Source organism: Lentilactobacillus parabuchneri DSM 5707 = NBRC 107865, from assembly GCF_001435315.1.
Taxonomy (GTDB): domain Bacteria; phylum Bacillota; class Bacilli; order Lactobacillales; family Lactobacillaceae; genus Lentilactobacillus; species Lentilactobacillus parabuchneri.
This window is the reverse complement of the sequence record NZ_AZGK01000013.1, coordinates 24,376-46,995: the sequence shown is the minus strand read 5'-3', so window position 1 is coordinate 46,995 and position 22,620 is coordinate 24,376. Positions and strand designations below refer to the sequence as shown.

General features: G+C 45.2%; 20 protein-coding genes. 11 read left to right on the top strand and 9 right to left on the bottom strand.

Annotated features, from left to right (window positions below; genetic code table 11):
* Nucleotides 1-56: 56 nt before the first annotated feature.
* The 3 genes from FC51_RS09950 to FC51_RS09940 all read right to left on the bottom strand — a co-directional run bounded on the left by FC51_RS09950 (nt 57) and on the right by FC51_RS09940 (nt 4,690).
* The gene (locus FC51_RS09950; protein ID WP_057910198.1) at nt 57-407 is read right to left on the bottom strand and encodes a hypothetical protein; all 351 of its coding nucleotides are present in this window, start codon (nt 405-407) and stop codon (nt 57-59) included.
* Between the two features lie 162 nt (nt 408-569).
* A complete protein-coding gene (carB, locus tag FC51_RS09945) occupies nt 570-3,635 on the bottom strand; it encodes a carbamoyl-phosphate synthase large subunit (RefSeq protein WP_057911293.1) in 3,066 nt (1,021 codons plus the stop codon).
* The gene (locus tag FC51_RS09940; RefSeq protein WP_057910200.1) at nt 3,635-4,690 is read right to left on the bottom strand and encodes a carbamoyl phosphate synthase small subunit; all 1,056 of its coding nucleotides are present in this window, start codon (nt 4,688-4,690) and stop codon (nt 3,635-3,637) included. The genes carB and FC51_RS09940 overlap by 1 nt, the downstream gene beginning before the upstream one ends.
* 562 nt (nt 4,691-5,252) lie before the next feature.
* Between FC51_RS09940 and FC51_RS09935 the strand changes: the two genes are divergently transcribed.
* Both FC51_RS09935 and FC51_RS09930 read left to right on the top strand, forming a co-directional pair.
* A complete protein-coding gene (locus FC51_RS09935; protein WP_057910201.1) occupies nt 5,253-6,200 on the top strand; it encodes an aspartate carbamoyltransferase catalytic subunit in 948 nt (315 codons plus the stop codon).
* A 21-nt stretch (nt 6,201-6,221) separates the two neighbouring features.
* The gene (locus FC51_RS09930; RefSeq protein ID WP_057910202.1) at nt 6,222-7,493 is read left to right on the top strand and encodes a dihydroorotase; all 1,272 of its coding nucleotides are present in this window, start codon (nt 6,222-6,224) and stop codon (nt 7,491-7,493) included.
* 58 nt (nt 7,494-7,551) lie between these two features.
* Here the strand turns inward: FC51_RS09930 and FC51_RS09925 are convergent, their stop codons facing one another.
* From FC51_RS09925 to serC, 4 genes are all read right to left on the bottom strand, one after another.
* On the bottom strand, nt 7,552-8,103 hold the full coding sequence (locus FC51_RS09925; RefSeq protein ID WP_057910203.1) for an NUDIX hydrolase: 552 nt from the start codon (nt 8,101-8,103) through the stop codon (nt 7,552-7,554).
* A 69-nt stretch (nt 8,104-8,172) separates the two neighbouring features.
* Nucleotides 8,173-8,487: a DMT family transporter gene (locus tag FC51_RS09920; RefSeq protein ID WP_057910204.1), complete on the bottom strand. Its 315-nt coding sequence runs from the start codon at nt 8,485-8,487 to the stop codon at nt 8,173-8,175.
* A gap of 179 nt (nt 8,488-8,666) precedes the next feature.
* Nucleotides 8,667-9,833 carry a phosphoglycerate dehydrogenase gene (locus FC51_RS09915; protein ID WP_057910205.1) on the bottom strand — a complete coding sequence of 389 codons (1,167 nt, stop codon included), beginning with the start codon at nt 9,831-9,833 and terminating at the stop codon, nt 8,667-8,669.
* 12 nt (nt 9,834-9,845) lie between these two features.
* On the bottom strand, nt 9,846-10,922 hold the full coding sequence (serC, locus tag FC51_RS09910; protein ID WP_057911292.1) for a 3-phosphoserine/phosphohydroxythreonine transaminase: 1,077 nt from the start codon (nt 10,920-10,922) through the stop codon (nt 9,846-9,848).
* A gap of 367 nt (nt 10,923-11,289) precedes the next feature.
* Here serC and FC51_RS09905 point away from each other — a divergent pair, with 367 nt between their 5' ends.
* From FC51_RS09905 to FC51_RS09890, 4 genes are all read left to right on the top strand, one after another.
* On the top strand, nt 11,290-11,919 hold the full coding sequence (locus FC51_RS09905; RefSeq protein ID WP_057910207.1) for a histidine phosphatase family protein: 630 nt from the start codon (nt 11,290-11,292) through the stop codon (nt 11,917-11,919).
* A 378-nt stretch (nt 11,920-12,297) separates the two neighbouring features.
* A complete protein-coding gene (locus FC51_RS09900; protein WP_057910208.1) occupies nt 12,298-13,938 on the top strand; it encodes a peptide ABC transporter substrate-binding protein in 1,641 nt (546 codons plus the stop codon).
* Nucleotides 13,939-14,124: 186 nt separating this feature from the next.
* A complete protein-coding gene (locus FC51_RS09895) occupies nt 14,125-14,361 on the top strand; it encodes a hypothetical protein (protein ID WP_057910209.1) in 237 nt (78 codons plus the stop codon).
* Between the two features lie 133 nt (nt 14,362-14,494).
* Complete coding sequence (locus tag FC51_RS09890) at nt 14,495-15,421, top strand: L-lactate dehydrogenase (RefSeq protein WP_057910210.1); 927 nt, start codon at nt 14,495-14,497, stop codon at nt 15,419-15,421.
* Nucleotides 15,422-15,486: 65 nt separating this feature from the next.
* Here the strand turns inward: FC51_RS09890 and FC51_RS09885 are convergent, their stop codons facing one another.
* Nucleotides 15,487-16,338, bottom strand: coding sequence for an SDR family oxidoreductase (locus tag FC51_RS09885; protein ID WP_057910211.1), 852 nt, complete (start codon nt 16,336-16,338; stop codon nt 15,487-15,489).
* A 306-nt stretch (nt 16,339-16,644) separates the two neighbouring features.
* Between FC51_RS09885 and FC51_RS09880 the strand changes: the two genes are divergently transcribed.
* From FC51_RS09880 to FC51_RS09870, 3 genes are all read left to right on the top strand, one after another.
* Nucleotides 16,645-17,718: a hypothetical protein gene (locus FC51_RS09880; RefSeq protein ID WP_057910212.1), complete on the top strand. Its 1,074-nt coding sequence runs from the start codon at nt 16,645-16,647 to the stop codon at nt 17,716-17,718.
* Between the two features lie 86 nt (nt 17,719-17,804).
* Nucleotides 17,805-18,749, top strand: coding sequence for an L-lactate dehydrogenase (locus FC51_RS09875; protein ID WP_057910213.1), 945 nt, complete (start codon nt 17,805-17,807; stop codon nt 18,747-18,749).
* 109 nt (nt 18,750-18,858) lie between these two features.
* Nucleotides 18,859-19,458 (top strand): TMEM175 family protein, encoded by a 600-nt coding sequence (locus FC51_RS09870; protein ID WP_057910214.1) that lies wholly within the window; start codon nt 18,859-18,861, stop codon nt 19,456-19,458.
* On the opposite strand, the gene FC51_RS09865 is transcribed toward FC51_RS09870, so the two are convergent.
* Complete coding sequence (locus FC51_RS09865; protein ID WP_057910215.1) at nt 19,455-20,369, bottom strand: 1,4-dihydroxy-2-naphthoate polyprenyltransferase; 915 nt, start codon at nt 20,367-20,369, stop codon at nt 19,455-19,457. The two genes, FC51_RS09870 and FC51_RS09865, sit on opposite strands and share 4 nt — an antisense overlap.
* Nucleotides 20,370-20,435: 66 nt before the next feature.
* Between FC51_RS09865 and FC51_RS09860 the strand changes: the two genes are divergently transcribed.
* Both FC51_RS09860 and FC51_RS09855 read left to right on the top strand, forming a co-directional pair.
* Complete coding sequence (locus FC51_RS09860) at nt 20,436-21,149, top strand: demethylmenaquinone methyltransferase (RefSeq protein WP_057910216.1); 714 nt, start codon at nt 20,436-20,438, stop codon at nt 21,147-21,149.
* A 281-nt stretch (nt 21,150-21,430) separates the two neighbouring features.
* Nucleotides 21,431-22,609 (top strand): aminotransferase class I/II-fold pyridoxal phosphate-dependent enzyme, encoded by a 1,179-nt coding sequence (locus FC51_RS09855; protein ID WP_057910217.1) that lies wholly within the window; start codon nt 21,431-21,433, stop codon nt 22,607-22,609.
* Nucleotides 22,610-22,620: the final 11 nt, after the last annotated feature.

The window sequence follows — 22,620 nt, the reverse complement described above, 5'->3', positions numbered from 1 at the left end:
ATTCAAAAAAAGTTAGTAAGGCAAATGTAAGGTATACCATGTGCTTCGATATTGGATTACTTGCCATTTAATTCACGGACCTGATCAATTAAACCAAGGAATTCATTGGCTGCAGCGCGGTAATCTTCAATTTTGTCACCATACTTCTCGTTGAAGCCTTCCAAACCGCCGGCTACAAAGGCATACTCATAATCGTATACTTTGTCGTAGGCTGCAGTGAATTTAACCAGCAAATCATGGTGCTTGCCGTCTAATTGCAAAGCCATTTGAACAACTCGAACGTCGGTGTAGCCCAGTTCAAACTGAATTGCCCAAGCCCGGATGAAGTCGTGCTGCGCCTCGATGTGGGCAAAATGGTGTTGGGTGTTCCAAGTTAATCGATCCAATGATTTGATAACGTCTAACATGTCATTACCTCCCTAAGACTCATCAACAATATTTTATTCACGTTCATTGAACCGCGTTTGAAAAGGGAGGGCAAGTGATTCGACTTGGTAAATGATGACCAAATCAAAAAAGCACTTTCGGAGTTGAATTCTCCGAAGGTGCTTTGTCATTTCTAAATCAAGTTATTTAATCAGTTGTGGCTGAAACACACCCATCACCGTGTCCTGTGCGGTAAATACGGGTACTTGATGACTTAAGGCATTGGCAACCAACTGCTTTTGATCGGACGTTTCGTCTTCTGAACTCAGGACAAAGGCGAGGTCATCCGGCCAGTCCATATTTTCGTGGTAGGTTTGTATTCCAAACCCGCTTCCTTTAAGTTGGCCAACCAAGCTGGCGTTGTTGGCGTCAAATTCTGATAATAAGACGTCGCCGCTTAAATTGTTGGTGTCAATGTGGTAACTGTCAAATAGGGCGTTGTGTAAAGCTACCTGTAAGCTGTCGCCAGAGCCGATGTCTTCTCCGGTTGACTTCATTTCTGGGCTTAATGCTGTTGGCGCACCAGGTATCTTAGCAAACGAGAAGACTGGGGCTTTCACGTAAACTTTAGCGGGTTCTGGATGCAAACCAGGTTTCAGGCCAATTTCATCAAGTGATTTGCCTAAGATTAACTGCGTTGCCAATTGTGCCAAATGCAGTTTGGCAATCTTACTCATGAACGGCACGGTTCGAGATGCCCGTGGGTTGACTTCGATGACGTAGACCTCGTCTGCGACAATAAACTGAATGTTCATCATGCCGACTGCGTGAACCTGTTTGCCAATCTTGGTAGCGATGGCAACGATTTTTTCTTTCTGGTCATCCGTCAACGTCTGAGGCGGATACATCGCAATCGAGTCGCCTGAATGAATCCCGGCGCCCTCGAGATGTTCCATGATACCTGGGACGAAAACTTCATTGCCGTCGCTTAGGATATCAACTTCACATTCAGTTCCAGGGATGTATTGGTCGATCAGGATTGGTTCACCGTGACTGTTTTTAAGGGCGGGGATGAGGTATTCATTTAACTCATCATCGTTGTGAACAACCGCCATACCTTTACCGCCGAGAACAAAGCTTGGACGTACGAGGACTGGGTAGCCCAGCTTATTGGCAATTTCAAGGGATTCCGGTGCACTGGTGGCAGTGTCGCCTTTAGGGTGGGCGATATTTTGATCAATTAACAGGTCTTCAAACTGGTGACGGTCTTCGGTCTGTTCGATGCCGTGAAGAGAAGTCCCGAGAATTGAAACACCATGTTTGGTTAACGCTTCGGTCAGGTTAATGGCAGTTTGACCGCCAAATTCAACGATGACGCCGATTGGCTGTTCCAAGTTGATGATGTTCATGACACTGTCAATCGTGAGTGGTTCGAAGTAGAGCTTGTCTGAAATCGAGAAATCAGTTGAAACGGTTTCTGGATTGTTATTGATAATAATGGCATTGTATCCAGCTGCTTGAATGGCTTTGACGCAGTGAACGGTCGCATAGTCGAACTCGACGCCTTGGCCGATTCTGATTGGGCCGGCACCGATCACGACGATGCTGTTGCCCAGAGGCTTACTCTCATTCTCGTTGCCAACAGTACTGTAGTAGTAAGGCGTTGTGCTTTCGAATTCGGCAGCACAGGTATCGACCATCTTGTAAACCAAGTGTTGATCTTCCATTTGGTCTAACTTAACTAATTCATCGTCAGTAGCGTGATGAATGGCTTTGATCATGGTGTTGTTAAAGCCCAACTTACGGGCTTTTAAAACCATGTCGGCGCTAAGCAGGCCGTCGGTCATCTGTTGCTGCATCTTGAGGATATTTTCTAATTTGGATAAGAAATACAAATCAATTTGCGTCGAACGGTTAATTTGTTGAATCGTGGCACCTTTACCAATTGCGGCAAAAATTTCAAACAGACGATAATCGGTGGGTGTTTTGATCTTTTCCAACAGGTCGCCCATAGACATATCGCGCGTATAAGTCGGAATCAGGTCGGTTTGCGCTTGTTGGTCAAGCTCTAACGATTGAACGGCTTTCAACAGCGATTCTTCAATAGTACTGCCGATTGCCATGACTTCCCCGGTCGCCTTCATCTGGGTTCCCAGTTTGCGATCTGCGTTTGTGAATTTATCAAAGGCAAAGCGTGGAATCTTTGCAACGACGTAATCTAAAGCTGGTTCAAACATCGCGAACGTGGTTTGCGTTATTGGATTCATGATTTCATCAAGATTTAGTCCAATGGCAATTTTAGCCGCAATCTTGGCAATTGGGTAACCAGTTGCTTTTGAGGCTAATGCTGAAGAACGGCTGACCCGTGGATTGACTTCGATGACGTAGTAGGCTTCGCTGTTTGGATCTTGTGCCAATTGGACGTTGCAGCCACCCTCGATTTTAAGGGCGTTGACAATGGTCAAGGATGCGTCACGCAGACGTTGATACTCCTTATCAGTTAAGGTTTGGGTTGGCGCGAAGACGATGGAATCGCCAGTGTGGATACCGACTGGGTCAAAGTTCTCCATCCCAGTCACGATAATCGAGCTGCCATGATGGTCACGCATGACTTCAAATTCGATTTCTTTGTAGCCTGCGATGCTCTTTTCGATCAAGCATTCAGTCGATGGTGACATGGTTAGGCCACGGTTCAAAATGGTCTTCATTTCATCGTCGTTATGCGCGATTCCGCCACCGGTTCCTCCCAGCGTGTAGGCTGGACGAATAATAACCGGGTAGTCGATCTGGTGGGCGAAGTCGAGGCCATCTTGGAGGTCATAGACTGTTTTTGAATCTGGAATTGGTTGGTGGAGTTCCTGCATCAGGTCCTTGAATTTTTCACGGTCCTCTGCTTCGTTGATGGTTTGCAGACTTGTCCCTAATAATTCAATTCCCAATTTATCCAAAATGCCGTCCTTGCTCAATTCAACAGCTAAGTTCAAGCCGGTTTGGCCACCTAGGGTTGGCAAGATTGCGTCTGGATGTTCTTTTTCGATAATTTTCTTTAAGCTTGGAACGGTTAATGGCTCCAGGTAAATCTTGTCGGCAATTTCGTCATCCGTCATGATCGTTGCAGGGTTGGAGTTGACCAAAATGACTGAGTAGCCTTCTTCACGGAGACTCAAGCAGGCTTGGCTTCCGGCGTAGTCAAATTCAGCAGCTTGGCCGATGACAATTGGACCTGAGCCGATGATCAAAACTTTTTTAATATCTTCTCTTTTTGGCATTAGTGAACCCCTCCGTTTACGTGCATCATTTCGATAAAGTCGGTGAACAGCTTGGTTGCTTCGTGTGGGCCAGGAGCTGCTTCCGGGTGATACTGAACTGAAAATACTGGGCGTCCGGGATAGCGCAAGCCCTCGCACGTCTGGTCGTTGACTTCAATGGCGGTGACTTCCAGTGGGGTATCTTTGACGGAGTCAATGTCGACGGCATAGCCATGGTTTTGAGAAGTGATGTAGATGTCTCCCGTGATGATATTTTTAACCGGATGGTTAATCCCACGGTGACCAAACGTCATCTTGTAAGTAGTTGCGCCATTAGCCAGTGCCAAAAGCTGATGGCCTAAGCAAATACCAAACAGCGGATAGTTATCTTGGAGCTTCTGGATGACTGGGACAAAGTCTTCGTAGTCGGTTGGATCACCAGGGCCATTTGATAACAAAATGCCGGTTGGATGGAGTGCAGCGATATCTTCAAATGTGGAGTCGGGGGTGACAACGGTCACGTCAACTCCTGGGCGTTGTAGTGACTTGACGATGTTATCTTTAACACCGAAGTCAACGACCACAACGTGTTCAACATCTTTGGCGTCGCCTGCGGACAATGTTGCTGATTTGATAATGGATGTTTGGTGCTCTGGTTCGGCCTTGACGATTGGTTGGTTAGTCAGGCTGGCTTTCATTGTACCGTAGCGGCGAATAATCTTGGTTAACTGTCGGGTGTCAATCCCGCTGATTGCTGGAACCTTGGACTGCTTTAAGAAAGCATCGAGGCTGATGACGCTTTGATAGTGAAATACTTGATCGGTTAATTCTTTAACAACAACGGCTGCGGCTTGGACCGTGTCTGATTGATTGGTCCCAAGTGAGATGCCGTAGTTGCCGATAAGTGGGTATGTGAAGGTGATAATTTGCTTCTTGTACGACGGATCCGTCAATGTTTCCTGATATCCGGTCATGCTGGTGGTGAAGACGAGCTCACCATCGATCTCGGCGCCCAAATCACCACAGGCTTCACCGACGAAGACATCTCCGTTTTCTAAAGTTAAATATTTTTTCATGTCCGAACCTCCTCAAATAGTCCTAACAACGTCGTGACATTTACAGTTAACGCTTTTGAATATTTAAGATAGAAGTTTTTGGCCCACTTGTCAAGTGATTTTATGCAGAATTCTCCAATATTCGGATAAATATGTACGCTTTATAATAAATATGAATATTTATTAAATTATATTAATAGGGCTGAAATGCCGTCCTTATAGATAAGTTAATCATCATCAAAACAGATATGCGCAAATTTGGATAAAAACACATTTTTAAAAATATTTTTTAAATTAGACTTGTTTTTTGATTGAAAATAGCATATGATTCTAAGTAATCAAACAGAACCTTTAACATTAACCCCGTGAGGTTAAGAAGGTATGGCGACTCTTGAGGAGACTCAGGGCAAACTCAAACCTCTTTACCGAACGCGGTGAAGAGGTTTTTTGTTACATATCAACTCATTCTTATTGACGATTTAACTGTTCCCGTGAGAGCAAAACGTCCTGGATTGTGGTTCCAACACATAAGGAGCGCTTTGCGAACACGGCAAGGCGCTTTTAATATTAGGAGGAAATCACAATGATGCAGATTACTAAACCGGTAAGTTTTGAAAATGTTGTAAGTATGGAAGACCTTTCAGCCGAAGACGTTTTATCATTTATCCATGAAGCACAGGATTTCAAAGCAGGCAAGCAAATTGAGTTAACCCGGCCAGTATATGCTGCCAACCTTTTCTTTGAAAGTAGTACCAGAACCCACACCAGCTTTGAAATGGCAGAACGTAAATTAGGCCTTCAAGTTGTGAACTTTGACCCATCCAACAGTTCATTAAACAAGGGTGAATCAATGGGCGACACCGTCAAGACTTTCCAAGCTATTGGTGTTGATCTGGTTGCCATCCGTGATAAGAAGAACGAATATTATAAAGACTTAATCGCTGATCCAAATGTCCACGTTGGAATTGCCAACGGTGGTGACGGATCAGGCCAACACCCATCACAATCATTGCTGGATATGATGACTATATATGAAGAGTTTGGTCATTTTGAAGGATTAAACGTTGCCATCGTCGGTGACTTGACCCATTCACGGGTTGCCCGTTCAAACATGGAAGTATTGACCATGTTAGGCGCCCACGTCTTCTTCGGCGGTCCTAAGAAGTGGTACACAGAAGAATTTGCCAAGTATGGCGAATGGATGCCAATCGACGACTTGGTTGAACGCATGGACGTTATGATGTTCCTCCGAGTACAACACGAACGAATTGCTGATGACGAAAACGGTACGTTCTCAGCTGAAAAATACCACGCACAATATGGATTAACTCAAGAACGCGAATCAAGAATGCCTGAACATTCAATTATCATGCATCCAGCTCCCGTTAACCGCGGCGTTGAAATCGCTGACGAATTGGTTGAATGCGACAAATCACGGATTTTCCCACAAATGGCTAACGGCGTCTTCGTTCGCATGGCAATCATGACCAGCATGCTTCGAAACCGTGGACTTATTAAGGAAGAATATTAATAGCGAGGAGACTTTCAACTGATGAAACGCATAATTGCCAACGGTCAACTGTTAGAACATGGTCAATTAGTTAAACGCGATGTGTTAATTGAAGATGGAAAGGTTTCAAAGATTGCCTCTGAAATCACCAGGGATGGGGTTGATGAAATCCTTGACGCCAAAGGAAACTTTGTCAGTGCTGGCTTGATCGATGTGCATGTCCACTATCGACAACCCGGTCAGGAACAAAAAGAAACCATCAAAACTGGGAGTCTGGCAGCTGCACACGGTGGCTTTACCACTGTTTGTGCGATGCCAAATGTGACCCCGGCACCAGACTCTGTTAATAATATGGAAGCTTTAATTAAATTGAACCAAACTGATGGCGTGATTCATATCAAACAATATGCGACCATTACGACCAATCGTGGCGGTGATGAATTAGTTGATTTTAAAGCTTTAAAGGATGCCGGCGCCTTCGCATTTAGCAACGATGGCAACGGAATTCAAAAAAGCAGCACAATGTATGAGGCAATGCAGCAGGCAGCTGAACTTGATATGGCGATTGTCGAACACGTTCAAGATGACGACCTGACTTATGGTGGTGTTTTGAACGGTGGAGCAGCCACGCGCTTGGGGATGAAAGAAATGCCTTGGGTTAGTGAGACTGCCCAGGTTGCCAGAGATGTGATTCTCGCTGAAGCAACCGGCGTTCACTACCATGTTTGCCACGCGTCATCCAAGCACACAGTTAACGTGATTCGAGCTGCGAAACAAGCTGGCATCCACGTGACTGCCGAAGTGTCGCCACATCATTTGCTGTTATCGGATGCCAATATTAAAGAAGACAATGCACTTTATAAAATGAACCCACCATTGCGTGGTGAGGATGATCGCCAGGCACTTATTAATGGACTGCTGGATGGCACCATTGATATGATTGCCACGGATCATGCGCCCCACACCAAGGCGGATAAGGACCAATCAATTAGCACGGCGGCCTTTGGAATCACGGGCAGTGAAACCGCCTTTAGCATGCTGTACACCAGATTTGTCAAGACCGGTCGGTTCACTTTGGAACAGTTGATCGACTGGATGACCAATAAACCGGCATCAGTTTTTAAAATGAACAACGCCGGTCGCTTAGAAGTTGGTCAGCCAGCAGATATTGCGATCTTTGATTTGAAAGATGAACATGAAATCAAAGAAAGCGACTATTTATCAAAAGGTAAGAATTCACCATTTACAGGCGAAACTGTGTATGGGGATACTGTGATGACCTTAGTTGATGGCGAAATCGTCTACAAAAAATAAGAAAAAAACAAAGCTGCAGTTCATCGAGACTCCTAACTCGGTGGACTGCAGCTTTATTTTATTTGAGAAACATCATGTAGTAGCCAATTGAAGAAACTGCCTGAGCGGTGTTGACTTTCCCTTCCCGAATCCAGGTGAGGACTTGTTTCAGGGGGACGAGCTCACTGTTGACAAACTCGTCTTGATCGAAGTGACGTGAAACCCGTTCGGTCGGGTCAAATTTGATTAGCATCAGGTCGGCAAATTGATCCATGAAACCTTCTGAAGAGGTGATGCGGGTCATCTTGGTGACCGATTTGGCAACGTAGCCAGTTTCCTCACGTAATTCACGTGCGGCTGCCTGCTCGCTGGTTTCACCAGAATTGACAATTCCTGCCGGCAGCGAGACCGAGTCGCTGTTAACGCCGGCTCGATACTCACTGCTCATGACAACTCGTTCATCTTCCGTCATGGCCAGAATGGTGATGGTGGGGTCGGTTTTGATCAAGTCCCGTTCGATGGTTAAGCCATCCGGTGTTTGAATATGCAGCTGATCGACGGCAAAGACTCGGCCGGTGTAGACATTCTTGCGGTCGAGGACCTTTCCGGGTTGGTGCCATGTTTTAAACAATGTATTATCTCCTTATATTGAACGTATCAAAAATGATTATAGTCGTAGATTTTGATAAACCAAGCATGCTTAACTGGTGATTTTAATTCCTACAATACTAACTAACAAAAGGATCACAAATCCCCAAGTAATTGGTGACACTTTGTCGCCAAATAAAATAATTCCGGCAATGACGGTTCCGACTGCCCCGATTCCTGTCCAAACAGGGTAGGCGATGCTCAATGGGAGTGTTTTGGTGGCGTGTGCCAGCAAGAAAAAACTGATTAACATTCCGACAATTGTGATAATCGATGGGGTTAAGTTGGTAAATCCATGGCTGTATTTCATTGCCGTTGCCCAGACCACCTCAAAAATGCCCGCAATAATCAAAAATATCCAATTCATAAAAAGTCCTCCTAAAGAAAAAGGGTACCCCTTACAATTCCTTCTATGACCTAACGGAATTGCAAAAAGTACCTGTTGTTGCTGCCCGGTGGCAGTCGAATATCAAGTTATTAATAGTGTAGCACATTTGGATTTGAAAGTGAATTTTCAGATAATCAAACCCATGTTAGCAATTAAGATTATTTTTTCAGCACCCGGACCCTGAACACAGCGTCAATCTTTCCAAGCCGCTCCACTAGGGCATGTTCTTCTTCGTTATTTAAATTATCCAGGTCAACGATCGTATAGGCGACGTCTTTTCGAGCGGCATTGCTCATGCTTTCGATGTTAATACCCGCATCCGCCAACAAGGTGGCAATCTGGCCGACCATGTTTGGAATGTTCTTATGAATCAGTGTCAGTCGGTATGGCGTATTAAACGGTACTTGGAGATTGGGGAGGTTGACTGAGTTCTGGATATTTCCGGTTTCAAGATACGTCATAATGGTGTTAGCCCCTTGAGTTGCGCCATTGGCTTCAGCTTCCAGGGTTGATCCGCCAATGTGCGGGGTAACGACAACGTCTTCTCGATCCAAGAGAATATTTTCACCAAAATCAGTATAGTAGGTACGAATTTTTCTGGCGTCCAGATATTCAACGGCCGCTTCATTATCCACAATTCCGTCTCGAGAGTAGTTGAACAACTTGACGCCATCCTTCATAATCGCCATCTGTTCAGCGCCAATCAGGCCGGTTGTTTCTTCGTTCTTTGGCACGTGGACAGTCACGTAGTCGGCTTGCTGCAGGGCTTCGCCGAGGGTGTTAGCCCGAGTGATGGTGGTTGAAATATGCCAAGCGGCATCAGCCGACAAATATGGGTCGTAACCAATGACCTTCATGCCCAGGGCGCTGGCAGCATTGGCCACCAGTGAGCCAACGTGGCCGACGCCAATGACAGCCAACGTGCGGCCGGTCAGTTCGGTTCCCTTGAACTTGGTTTTATCCTTTTCGGTTCGCAGCGAAATGTCAGCGCCACTATTATGAGCAGCGTAGTCAGCAGCCGCAAATAAGTTCCGGGATGAAGCCACCAGCAGCGCGATGATCAGTTCTTTAACGGCGTTTGCATTACTTCCGGGCGTGTTAAAGACGGCGGTTCCATTTTCAGTTGCCTGTTCGAGCGGAATGTTGTTAAATCCGGCCCCAGCTCTGGCGATGACCTTTAAAGACTTGGGAAATGGTTGATCATGGAGATTGACCGAACGAATTAAGTAAGCGTCGGCCTCGTCTGTTTTGTTAATTTGATAATTATCGGAGAACCGGTCTAATCCGGCTTGGGCAATGGCATTATATGTTTTTACTTGATACATTTTAAGTTCCCCCTAATGTTGTTTTTCAAAGTTGTGTAAGAAATCAACCAGTGCCTGGACACCCGCTAACGGCATGGCGTTGTACAGGCTGGCCCGCAGTCCACCGACGCTTCTGTGACCCTTGAGGTTCATTAAACCAGCGTCTGTGGCGGCAGTAATGGCCTCCTTGTCGACTGCAGCGTCACCAGTGGTAAATGGCACGTTGGTGAGTGAACGGTCGCTTGGCTTGATGTGGTTGGCAAATAACTTGGAGTCATCTAAGAAGTCGTACAACAGAGCTGCCTTTTGTCGATTAACCTGCTCAATTCCTTCGATCCCGCCTTGTTCTTTTAACCACTTTAAAACTAAGCCGGTTGCGTAAATATTGAAGACGGGTGGCGTGTTGTACATCGAGTTCTTTTTAACGAATAAATTGTAATTGAGGATACTTGGAATATGTTCACCTGGTTTAACCAGGTCATCTCTGACAATGACGAGCGTAACTCCGGCTGGCCCCAAGTTTTTTTGAACACCGCCAAAAATCAAACCAAAATCGCTGACGTTATAGTTTTCTGCCATAAAATTGGAAGATAAGTCACCGACTAACGTGACGTCACCGTGTTCAGGCAGCTCATGGTAGGCCGTGCCCTCGATCGTATTGTTAGTGGTAATGTGCAGGTAGTCATAATCCTGTGCGGAGATAGGGGTGTTAGCATGTGGCAGTGCTTGGTAGTGCTGGTCCTTGGTGGAAGCCAAAACGTCGACCTGATAGCCTAAATTAGTTGCCTCATCGCCTGCTTTGGTTGCCCAGTGGCCACTATCCAGTAAGGCAATTTTATGGTGGTTAGTGGCAAGGTTCATTGGAACGGCCGCAAATTGACCAGTCCCACCGCCTTGGAAGAATAAAACGTGGTAGTTGTCAGGCACATGCATCAGCTCTCGGACATCCTGTTCCGCTGCGTTGATGATATCGTCGAATAAAGCGGAGCGGTGGGAAATCTCCATGATGCTCATACCACTGCCGTTAATTGATGGCAGTTCTTCTTGAATTTGTTTGATGACCGGATCAGGAAGCGTTGCCGGACCCGCCGCAAAATTATATACAGTCATTACCAAAACCCCTTTATATAAATTAAAAAGCCCCCACAGCCGGCACCGTGAGAGCTTCTAACTTTCGTTTTAGCGGTCTCACAGTGATGAAAATCATTCATTCATCCATGTAAGGCCCTTTGTTGAATACATGCATCAAAAGATGGCCTACATAGATGTGACTGTAGACCAGGAGGATGATTTAGTTGTTGTTAAGTCAGCTAATTGATTGTTCATGTGAACGCCCTCCATTTCTTATAACTAAAATCTAACAGAACTCACAGATAAAAGCAACACCCATTTTGAATATTTTTACACGATGGTGTTTGCAAGTGCATAAATAACATGGTAAATTCAATGGATAAACTGCTTATTGGGAGGAACTTACATGACTGATTTTTACTTTGTCCGACACGGCCAAACGGCGGCTAATGCGGCTGGATTAAAGCAGGGGACCATTAATACCGAGATTACATATCTTTCGGAAACCGGAAAGAAACAAGCGGAAAGTTTGCGGAAAGGTTTCGATATTTCGTTTGCGGACAGAATTATTGCAAGCCCGCTGCAAAGGACTAAGGATACCGCAGACACCCTTAATCAAAGTGCAAACCTTCCGGTAACTTATGACAAACGGTTACTCGAGATCTCATACGGTAAATGGGATGGCCAAAAAAACGCTGATTTGATAAGCAAGTACCCCGAACTGTTTGACCACACGTTGAATGACGTTCTCCCAAGTTATGCCCCCACCGCTGCCGGAGAAACCTTTGAGCATGTGATTGATCGGGTGGCTGATTTGATGTCAGATATGTCGCGGCAGTACGCCGACCAGAAGTTAATTCTCGTTACCCACGGGTTTACGATTAAGGCGGCGGTTTTAGCGGCGATTGGCCGTCCGGACAACATGATGGTCATTGAAGAACCCGACAATACCAGCGTGACGAAGATTACCTATGACCCAGCCACCAGTGCTTATTATTTGCGCTACTATAACCGGGTTGTGAGTGATCAATTTTAGTAATTGTTTGACAAACGAATTTGAATCATTTATATTAATGCCAACAACTATCGAAAGAGGAGGAAGCCATTTCATGCAAACATCAGCTGTTAACTTCATGTGCTGTTCAATGTGTCAAGCTCAGGTTAGCGCTGATCGTGGCTTCTTTGGTCAAACATTCGATTTGTGGAGAAGAGTCTAACTTACATAGACACATCTCTCATTGAATGGCTAAAGTGCCCTCGTTTCAGTGTTAATCACTGAACGAGGGCACTTTTTATTTGTTCAAAACAACTCTTTCATTAAAAAATATTTTAAAGGTGGCGGTCATATGTGTTCGTGTAGTCAGATGCTGATTGAAGTGAAAATGAACTAATTTAATTCTTGGAGGAATGATTCATGCGAAAACTCAGATCCCTGTTATTATTAACACTTGCTGCCGTGCTGGTTGTGACATTAGCCGCCTGCGGCAAGTCAGCCACCAAAACCAGTAGTCAAAAACAAACGTTAAACCTCAGCACCACAGCACCACTGGACACAATTGACATTTCCAAAGCGACTGGTTATGGGCAGACCGGTAATGTCTTTGAAAGTTTTTATCGCCTGGGAAAGGATGGCAAGACCACCCCGGGCTTGGCCAAGAGCGGCAAAGTTTCAAAAGACGGTAAGACGTGGACATTTACCTTGAGAAATGCCAAGTGGAGTAACGGTGACAAGATTACGGCCCAAGACTTTGTCTATTCATGGCGACGAACGTTGGCGCCAAAGACCAAGTCGACTTACGCTTATTTATTTAGCGGGATCAAGAACGCCGATCAAGTGAATGCCGGTAAATTATCACCGGATAAAATCGGCATCAAGGCCCTTAACAGCAAGACCGTCCAGATTCAATTGGACAAGCCGATCGCTTACTTCAAGGTCCTGATGGCCTATCCATTATTTGGCCCCCAGAATCAAAAGGTGGTCGACAAATACGGTAAGAAGTACGGCACTAACTCCAAATACATGGTCTACTCGGGACCGTTTAAGATTCAAAATTGGAACGGAACCGGCAACAAGTGGCAGTTTGTTAAGAACAATCAGTATTGGGATAAGAAGGTTGTCAAATTAAGCAAAATCAAATACACAGTTGTTAGCAGCCCAACGACCGGACTCGAACTGTATCAGCAAGGCAAGCTTGATTTAACCCCACTGTCAAACGAACAGGTTAAGCATTATAAGGGCAATAAAGAATTCCAGCAGTACCCATACTCTTACGTTGGATACTTGAAGTACAACTTTAAAGATGCCAACCAGACAAAACGTAAGGCGATGAGCAACAAGGACATTCGCCTCGCCATTTCGTTAGCCATTGACCGCCAGCAGCTGACCAAGAAAGTCTTGGGAGACGGCTCGGACACGCCAACTGGGTTTGTGGCATCGGGATTGGCCAAGGATCCAAAGACTGGCGTTGATTTTGCGAAACAACAGGCGGTGCCAAACACCGTGGACTACAATGTCAAGTTGGCTAAGCAGCATTGGCAAAAGGGATTGAAAGCGTTGGGAACCAAGAACGTCACCTTGACGATTACGGCTTCAAACGATGACCCAACCAGCAACCCGATTACTCAGTATATGAAGTCGGAGTTGCAACAGGATTTACCGGGATTCAAACTCAACATTAGAAACGTGCCGGGACAAGTTGCCAACCAAGAAGTCCTGAAGGGTGACTTTGACCTGTCGTTATCAGGATGGGGAGCTGATTTCAACGACCCAATCTCGTTCCTGCAGATTCCAGAGACCGGCACGGCATACAACAGCGGCAAGTACAGTAACCCTGCGTATGACAAGTTGATCAAACAAGCGCAGAATCGGGATGCCAACAATGCGGACAAACGTTGGAATGATTTGGTCAAAGCAGCGAAATTATTTAACGCTGACCAAGGCATGACCCCACTGTATCAACAGGTAACTTCTTACCTGCAAAAACCAAGTGTGAAGGGCGTTATTCATAACACTGCTGGCACTCAGTGGAGTTATAAGTATGCTTATATGAAGTAAGCGAACCCTAAGTTGAATCAAAAAATCAAAAATTCGATCCAGTTAGAAATTGATCATTTTAGTTTCTAGCTGGATCTTTTTGTGACATCAGAAACGCAGCCGGCGCCTTTGCGTCACTTTTTAAATATGCCTATTCTGTTAATAGTTAACCTATGTTATAACATATTTATAGGGGGGGAGATTACGATGGGTTCAATTTTGAACGTTCCTGATTTGATTTATGTGGTTATTTCATGGGTCATACTAATTGCCATCATAGTTGGTGTGGTTTATGTGGGGCGAAAGGCTTACAAAGGGGTCATGGACGGTTCTTACAAATTAAAGAACTTCAGTGTTGGCTTCATTGTCATGTTACTTGTGGTTGTTCTCATTTTATTTTTAATTGGGATGGTGGATTTGTACTTCGGAATTCGTACGGGTTAGGTATAAATAGTGGCCAATTACAGTAATATTGTTAATTAAGGCTTAAAAAATTGTCATAAAATGAGAAGTTTCTCACCGTTTAGCCGGTTATCATGGTACACTTTTCTCAACAAAAACTTTTGAGGTGATAAACATGACAAGAAAAATTGGTGTTATCGGAATGGGGCACGTTGGCTCAACCGCTGCACATTACATTGTTGCAAACGGCTATGCGGATGATTTGGTATTAATTGATATCAACGAAGACAAAGTCAACGCTGATGCAATTGACTTTGAAGACGCAATGGCCAACCTACCCGTCCACACCAACATCACGGTAAATGACTACTCGGCATTAAAGGATGCTGACGTCATTATCTCGGCACTTGGAAACATCAAGCTGCAAGACAATCCAAACGATGATCGGTTCGCTGAACTGCCATTTACCAGTAAAGCGGTTAAATCAGTTGCTCAAAAGATCAAAGACTCCGGCTTCAATGGGATCATTGTGGCCATCACGAATCCGGTGGATGTCATCACGTCCATTTACCAACAAATTACCGGCCTGCCTAAGAAACACGTCATTGGGACCGGAACGTTGTTGGACTCATCACGAATGAAACGGGCAGTTGCCAAGAAATTAAATTTGGATCCGCGTTCAGTTGAAGGCTTTAACCTTGGCGAACACGGAAACTCTCAATTCACCGCTTGGTCGACTGTTAGAGTCTTGAGTCAACCAATCACAGAAATTGCCGAAGAACGTGGCTTGGATCTTGATGCATTGGATAAAGCAGCCAGAGAAGGTGGCTTTAACGTCTTCCATGGTAAGAAATATACCAACTATGGCGTTGCAACCGCAGCAGTTAGACTTGCCAACACGGTTATGAGTGATGCGCATACTGAACTGGCTGTTTCCAACTATCGAGAAGAGCTGGGAACTTACTTGTCATATCCAGCTGTTGTTGGCCGCGATGGAATCATCGAGCAGGTTCAACTTCAGTTAACTGATGAAGAAAAGAAAAAGTTGCAGATTTCAGCAGACTACATTAAAACGAAATTTAAAGAATCAATGGAAAATTAAATAAGGGTAATCAAAAAGGTTGACGCAAAAATTTTACGTCAACCTTTTTGATTGAGACCAGATAATTAGTTTTCCGCCATAAATTCAGCTAATGGCGTCGCCGGATGTCCCATGATGGTTTGATAATCGTCTGAAACTTCATTCAGTAAGCCAAGTGCACCACCAGCATACATCGATGCCAGCATGTGGCCTTCTCCGTCTTGGTTATACATTGCCTCAAATTCAGCCAATGTAACCGGGGAATAACCAATTTGCGCGTGGGATGCCTCTGACAGCAGGGCTGCGAGTTGTGGCATTGTGTAGTTTCGCGACTGAGTTAATGTGTAAATTTGGTGATTTTTGAGAAGCTTCGGTGTGACGGCAACCTTGGCAAACGCCTTGGCACTGTCAGCTAAAGTGATAAACGTTAAGGCTTGATCACCAACAGGGTAGATGACATTATGCCGCTCAATGAGTTCAGGAAGGTACGGCTTCAATGGATCGGCGTACAACGCGTTGCGAATGATCGTGTATGATAAACCTGAGCCAGCTAAACGGCGTGGCAAGTACCCGTAAAACGGACTGAGCGCAAACGGGTTATTGACCTGATCGGCAATAAATCCCATTGATAACAAATGGTGGACGCGTGCCCTTTCTGCAGCGTTAATGACGTGTTCAAGTTCGGTTACCCGCGCAAAGGCCTGGTCGCTCTTGCTGGGAACGTAAATTAAGACGTCAGTATCACTAAAAGCCTTGATCAGGCTGGATTCGTCAAAAAAGTCGATTGGGACAATTTCAACCCCTGAATCTTGAAATTTAGCGGCTTTTTGAACGGTGTGAACCGCTAAGCGAATCTGATGACCATCTGTTTGAGTCAGTAACTGTTCCGTGATCGCACTGCCAAGATGGCCCGTTGCGCCAGTAATCGTGTATCGCATAATGAATACCTGCCTTTACAAAGATTTAGGATCAGTATCCCAATTTCAGAAATGAAGTGTTAGCAACTTGATTATTATTTTAACAGCATTCAATCATTGCCGATCGCATTTGGGGCAAAAAAATAACCCCCAGCAATTAAGAACTGAAGGCTTTAATCAATTTATCTAACTCGAATTGTTAATATACTTGTATTTTAACGCGAAAAAACACCTTTGTCAACGTTGCCACTAAAATAAATTCGAGTTTGACCGGGTGGCAGATTCGGCTTAAAATTGAGCCAATAATGACGATTGGAGCCACAAATTTTGGAAAACGACGAAGATATTTTCAAAGCAAACGGCTATCACTCAGAAGCCTATCACGCATTAAATCATTCCTACCAGGAGAAAATGACCGATTTATTCTCCCGTCGACAAATTGATTATCCAATGAAGCAGCTGGAATTTGAAGTTGATACCGTCAAGATAACCAGTACCATGAGCCAGCAGCAATATCTCAAGCTGCAGGGCTTTGTGGAAGCTTTCCCACAAAAGCAACGAAACGGTACGACACCAGTCGTTGGTAAAGATGACTACCAAAGCATTATTTTATATGACGACTATCAGTTGTTCGACGCCACTCAGTATGTCGTTCGCAATCCACTGGGGTTCGGGTACACCGTCAGCAAATACTTTTCACTTTCAAGCAAGCCGGCTTTAAGCAGTCCGCACCACGATTTGACGGTGACCCTCTCAATTCAGCCGAACCGGTTTTTGAATTTAATGGCTGAACCGCTCATTACTTTGTTGGTAGAGCGAGTTTTGCCAATCATGGTTCACCCACAAGTGTCACAGCTTGATCTAACCTTGGACATGCCACTGATTATGAATAATTTCCGCGTCCAAATGGGCGGCGAGGCTGGTACCAAGCAACAGGTCATTCAGGAACTGAACGCGCATCAGGAATACGAATTGAGTCGAATTATCTATACAAATCCGGAACAGACCCGTGAACTGGCTGTTTATGATAAGTATCAAGCATTGCTGGATAATCAATTAATCGTCGCAGACACCAATTATATTTCAGCTCGGGAAGCGGAATACTACCAGACGCATGCGGAAGACCAGCAATTTCTCACCCGGATTTTGTTAAGTGTCAGAACCCCAGCCGCCATCATGCGCTACATGAAAAGTCATGAGTGGCTGATGCGGGACGTGGCCATTGACTATCGGGATAATAGCGGAATTTCCCGATTCGAGGGGACGGATTACGCCACAAATGGCAAGGATTTTCGGCGATCGTTTAACCGGATGTTGACATATCGGCTCAGGGAAGTTCAGCAACGGCTTCAGGCATTACCTTATCTAACGGATGAAATTTGGAGGAATACGTTGTCTTAGAAAAGTCTCATAAAATTAAAATTTACTGTTGAACTCACCTCTCAATGTGTTATGCTGTTACCATTAAAAATTTTTGAGGTGATTGAATGACAAGAAAAATTGGTGTTATTGGAATGGGTAGTGTAGGATCTACGGTTGCTCACTATATTGTATCGGGTGGGTTTGCTGACGACTTGGTATTAATTGATGTAAATGAGAAAAAGGTTAAAGCCGATGCGCTGGATTTTGAAGATGCAATGGCCAACTTGCCAACGCATACTAACATTGCCGTGAACGATTACAGCGAACTGGCGGATGCAGATATTGTGATTTCAGCAGTTGGCAAACTTCAGCTGCAACGCGATAATCCAAGCAACGACCGGTTTATTGAATATCCGTTTACACAAAAGGCAGCCGCTGCAGTTGCTGGCAAAATCAAAGATAGCGGCTTTAACGGGATTTTAATCGTCATTACCAACCCAGTTGACGCGATCACGTCAATTTATCAAGCAGTGACGGGTCTTCCCAAGAACCATGTTATCGGAACTGGAACCTTGCTTGATTCATCACGGATGAAACGGGCGGTGGCAAAAAAATTACATATTGATCCTCGTTCAGTATCTGGTTACAACTTAGGCGAGCACGGAAACTCCCAATTTACTGCCTGGTCAACGGTTCGGGTCTTGGGTAAGCCGATCACGGAATTAGCTGACAAGGAAGGCATTGATCTTGATAAAATTGATGAGGATGCCCGAATGGGTGGCTTCGTTGTCTTCCGTGGCAAAGGCTACACAAATTATGCGATTGCCAGTGCGGCTGTCCGGTTGGCCGACGTCGTCTTAAACGATGCCAGAACTGAACTGCCGGTATCAAACTATCGTGAAGAACTTGGTGCCTACCTGTCATATCCGGCCATTGTCGGTCGTGACGGTATTGTCCAACAGCTGCAACTTGACTTAACAGATGAAGAATTAGATAAACTGCAAAACTGTGCAACTATCATTAACGAAAAGTTCGAAGAATCAAAAGCAAAGGATTTTGCGGTAGAATAACACCGCTTTTCTTATCAATATCGAAGCCTCTCCAAAATTGGAGGGGCTTTTGTCCGTTTCAAGGCCCGATTTAGTATATATTAGAAGTATCAACCGATGAGGTGATCATATGAAAAAAGGACGACTCGAAGCTTTTACAGACGCAATTTTGGCAATTATTTTGACCATTATGATCCTGGAGTTCAAAACGCCGGAATCATTCCAGTTTAGTGCGATTTATTCTCAAATTCCTTATCTGATATCTTACGCGATTGGCTACTTATTCATTGGGGTGGCTTGGTATAACCACCACTATATGTTTGCCAAAACCCGGTGGATTTCTCGAAGGGTTTACTGGGCGAATAATATGTGGCTGTTTACCACGTCGTTTGTTCCGGTGGCGACTGCCTGGGTTGGGCGAGGACTAAATGAGCAGGGGCCTGAAATTTTTTATTTTATTGTCTTTGCCTCTTGGACGGCCGCGTATTTTTTCCTGTCCTATCAACTGGTCAAGGCAAACGAAAAAGACCACCAACCAAAAGCCGCAGCGGCAATTCGGTCGATGGTCATTTATCGATATATTGCAAATTGGAAATTGGATCTGCTTCAAGGCATTGTGACGGTTGTGGCGTTGGTATACGTCCCGGCACTTCAGATGGTCATTGTCGTATTGATGATTGTCTTCATCGGTGCCCGGTTTAATAAGGACAGCGATCACCTGATTGATTAGTGCATGAACAGCGTATAGACCCAATAACCCAAGAAGCCGATACACAAGCTGAGTGAGCCAAAAATCATGATTTGAACCGCGCAGACAAATGTTTTGGTTTTAATTTGTTCGTGGTTGAAAATCAGTGATTGTTTGATAATCAGTGGGACAGCTAACAAGATTGAAAATAAGGCCAGCGGGAAGACGCCGACATACATGGCGTAAAAGACTAAGAGAACCGCCAGCACGTTGGCAGCATTGAACATGAGCAATGAATTTTTAACGCCAATGTAGTGAACGATTGTCCAACGGTGATTGACCTCGTCTTCCTGGTCATCGCAAATGTTGTTGGCCAACATGATATTGGCGATCCAGAAGAATAACGGGGACGATGCCAGCAGAATTCGTAACAGTAAAGGCGCGTTCCACGTGAACAGCTGGTAGGAGTTGACGTATACTGAAATCAGCGTAATCATAATGCCCATGGCAAATCCGGATGCGACTTCGCCGTATGGGGTACTGGAAATCGGGTGCGGACCCGACGAATACATAATTCCGATGGCAAAACAGATTAAGCCCATCCATAGCAGTGGCAAGCCCACTTTAAAGACTAAAAAGATGCCAATCAAAGCGGATGGCACGACCATCACCACGATCATCGTGCGAATCAGGTTCAACGAGATATGTTCTCGACCGATGATATTGGTACCGGTTTTCCATTTTTCCTCGTTGGAATGCATGTAGTCGTTATAATTGTCCAACGTATCCACGGTCATGTTGAATAACAACATTGCGATAAAAAAGAGTGTGGCGTAAAGTCCGTTGACCGAGTCCAGCAGGTACCAGCTGAAGAAAAGTCCCGTGAAGAATGGGAAAATGCTTGCGGCTTTGGCCCTCAACTCGACGAGCTCTGTAAAAGTTGATAAACTCATCTTGACCTCCAAATTAATCTAAAATAATTTCAAAAACATAACTTATTATAACAAAGGAGCAGGAAAATGAGTCTGACAAACAAAACCCCGGAAGCAAAGGTTGAATCTTTATTTAACCAAATCGCCGCCAACTATGATGAAATGAATTCACTGATCAGCTTGGGCAATCACAAGCACTGGCGAAAATTGGTGATGAAACAACTCAATGTCCGTCCCGGCAGCTTTGCGATTGACGTCTGTTGTGGAACGGGGGACTGGACGATCGCCCTTGCCAAGGCAGTTGGGCCATCCGGTCAGGTTGTCGGGCTTGATTTTAGTGAGGAAATGCTCAAAATTGCCGATCAAAAAGTTCGGGCGGCCGGTCTTTCGGATCGGGTGACGTTGGTGAAGGGGGATGCAATGAATCTGCCGTATGCCGATAATTATTTTGATGTTGCCACGATTGGCTTTGGCTTGAGAAACGTGCCCGATGCCGACCGCGTCCTGCATGAAATGAGCCGGGTTGTCCACGCTCGGGGTCAAGTGGCCTGCCTGGAAACGTCCAAGCCCACGAATCCGATCATCAAGTTGGGCTGGCAGGCTTATTTTAACCTGGTGCCGATTATGGCAAAGCTGACCGTTAACAAGTACCAGCAATACCATTACCTGCAGCGAACTACCGCAGAATTCGTGTCTGCCGGAAAATTAGTGGAGATGTTTCAAGATGCCGGCCTGACTGACGTCCACTACCGTACCTTTACTTTTGGCGCTGCAGCTTTTCACCTGGGAATCAAGCCATGACAAAATAGCCCTTGATTCACAAGATTAAAAACGTTATCATGTGTTTAACATATTCTAAGGAGTTTTTAATTATGAGCGGTAATTTAAACATCCAAATGAATAGTTGTCGATATTACTTTTGGTTTTTCCGAGTGTGATCTGTGGATAAGCCAAAAGCATTTCGTAATGCAAATTAAAGGCCGCACAGATCACTGCAATTGACTGTGCGGGATAATACCAATGGTGGGTCCTCACAGTCAGTCCCTTGACTTTGAGGACCCTATTTTTAGGAGGAAAACAGTATGAGCAAATTATCAGATAAAATGAACAAACGGGTGGCAGCGTTAACCCCAGCAGCAATTTTAACTTTCAACCAGAAGATTTCAGCGATTCCAGACATTGTTAAATTAACGCTGGGCGAGCCGGACTTCAACACCCCGGAGCACGTGAAGCAGGCCGCAATTAATGCGATTGAAGACAATGAAAGCCACTACACGAATTCACGGGGAACGGATGGGTTACGCAAAGCGGCCGCTCATTTCTTGAACACCAAGTACGGCTTGAATTACGATCCTGCCACCCAGGTGATCATGACAGAAGGTGCGACTGGTGCGATCTACTCGGCTTTAACCGCGATGATTAATCCCGGTGACACGGTCATCGTGCCAACACCGATTTTCCCACTATACGTCCCAATTCTGATGCTAGCTGGCGCCAAACCGATTTTTGTCGACACATCAGATAACGGTTTTGTGTTATCACCCGAAAAATTGTCGGCTGCCATTGAAGCTAACAAGGATACTGTTAAGGCAGTTATCCTGAACTTCCCTAACAACCCAACTGGTGTGACCTACCACAAAGATGACCTCCAAAAATTGGCAGACGTCATTTCCAAGCACGACATTATTTGTTTGAGCGATGAAATTTACAGCGAATTAACCTACGACGGCGCCCACGTTTCGATGGGGACCATTCTGCCGGAACAAACCCTTGTCATGAACGGGGTTTCCAAGTCTCACGCGATGACTGGCTGGAGAGTCGGCATGATTTGTGGGCCTGAAGATATTATCAACGAGGTGGCCAAGGTCAGCGAGTTTACCATCACCTCGTTAACGACCAACGCCCAAGCCGCAGCCGAAGAAGCCTTCAAGAATGGCATGGACGATGCGTTACCAATGAAGGAAGAATACATGAAACGCCGCGACTTGTTGGTAGCAGGGCTGGAAAAAGCCGGCTTTAGCTGCCCGAATCCAAATGGCGCCTTCTATGTCTTTGCCAAGATTCCTGACGGCTTGAACCAAAATAGTGAAGAATTCTGTTACGACTTGGCTAAGGAAGCCAAAGTGGCGTTGATTCCGGGCTCATACTTCCTGCCGGGTGGTGAAGGCTACGTTCGAATCAGTTACGCAGCTAGTGAAGACACCATCCAAACAGCTGTCAGCCGCATTCAAACATACGTTGATCAAAAGTCAGTCAAATAAAGGGAGCTTGA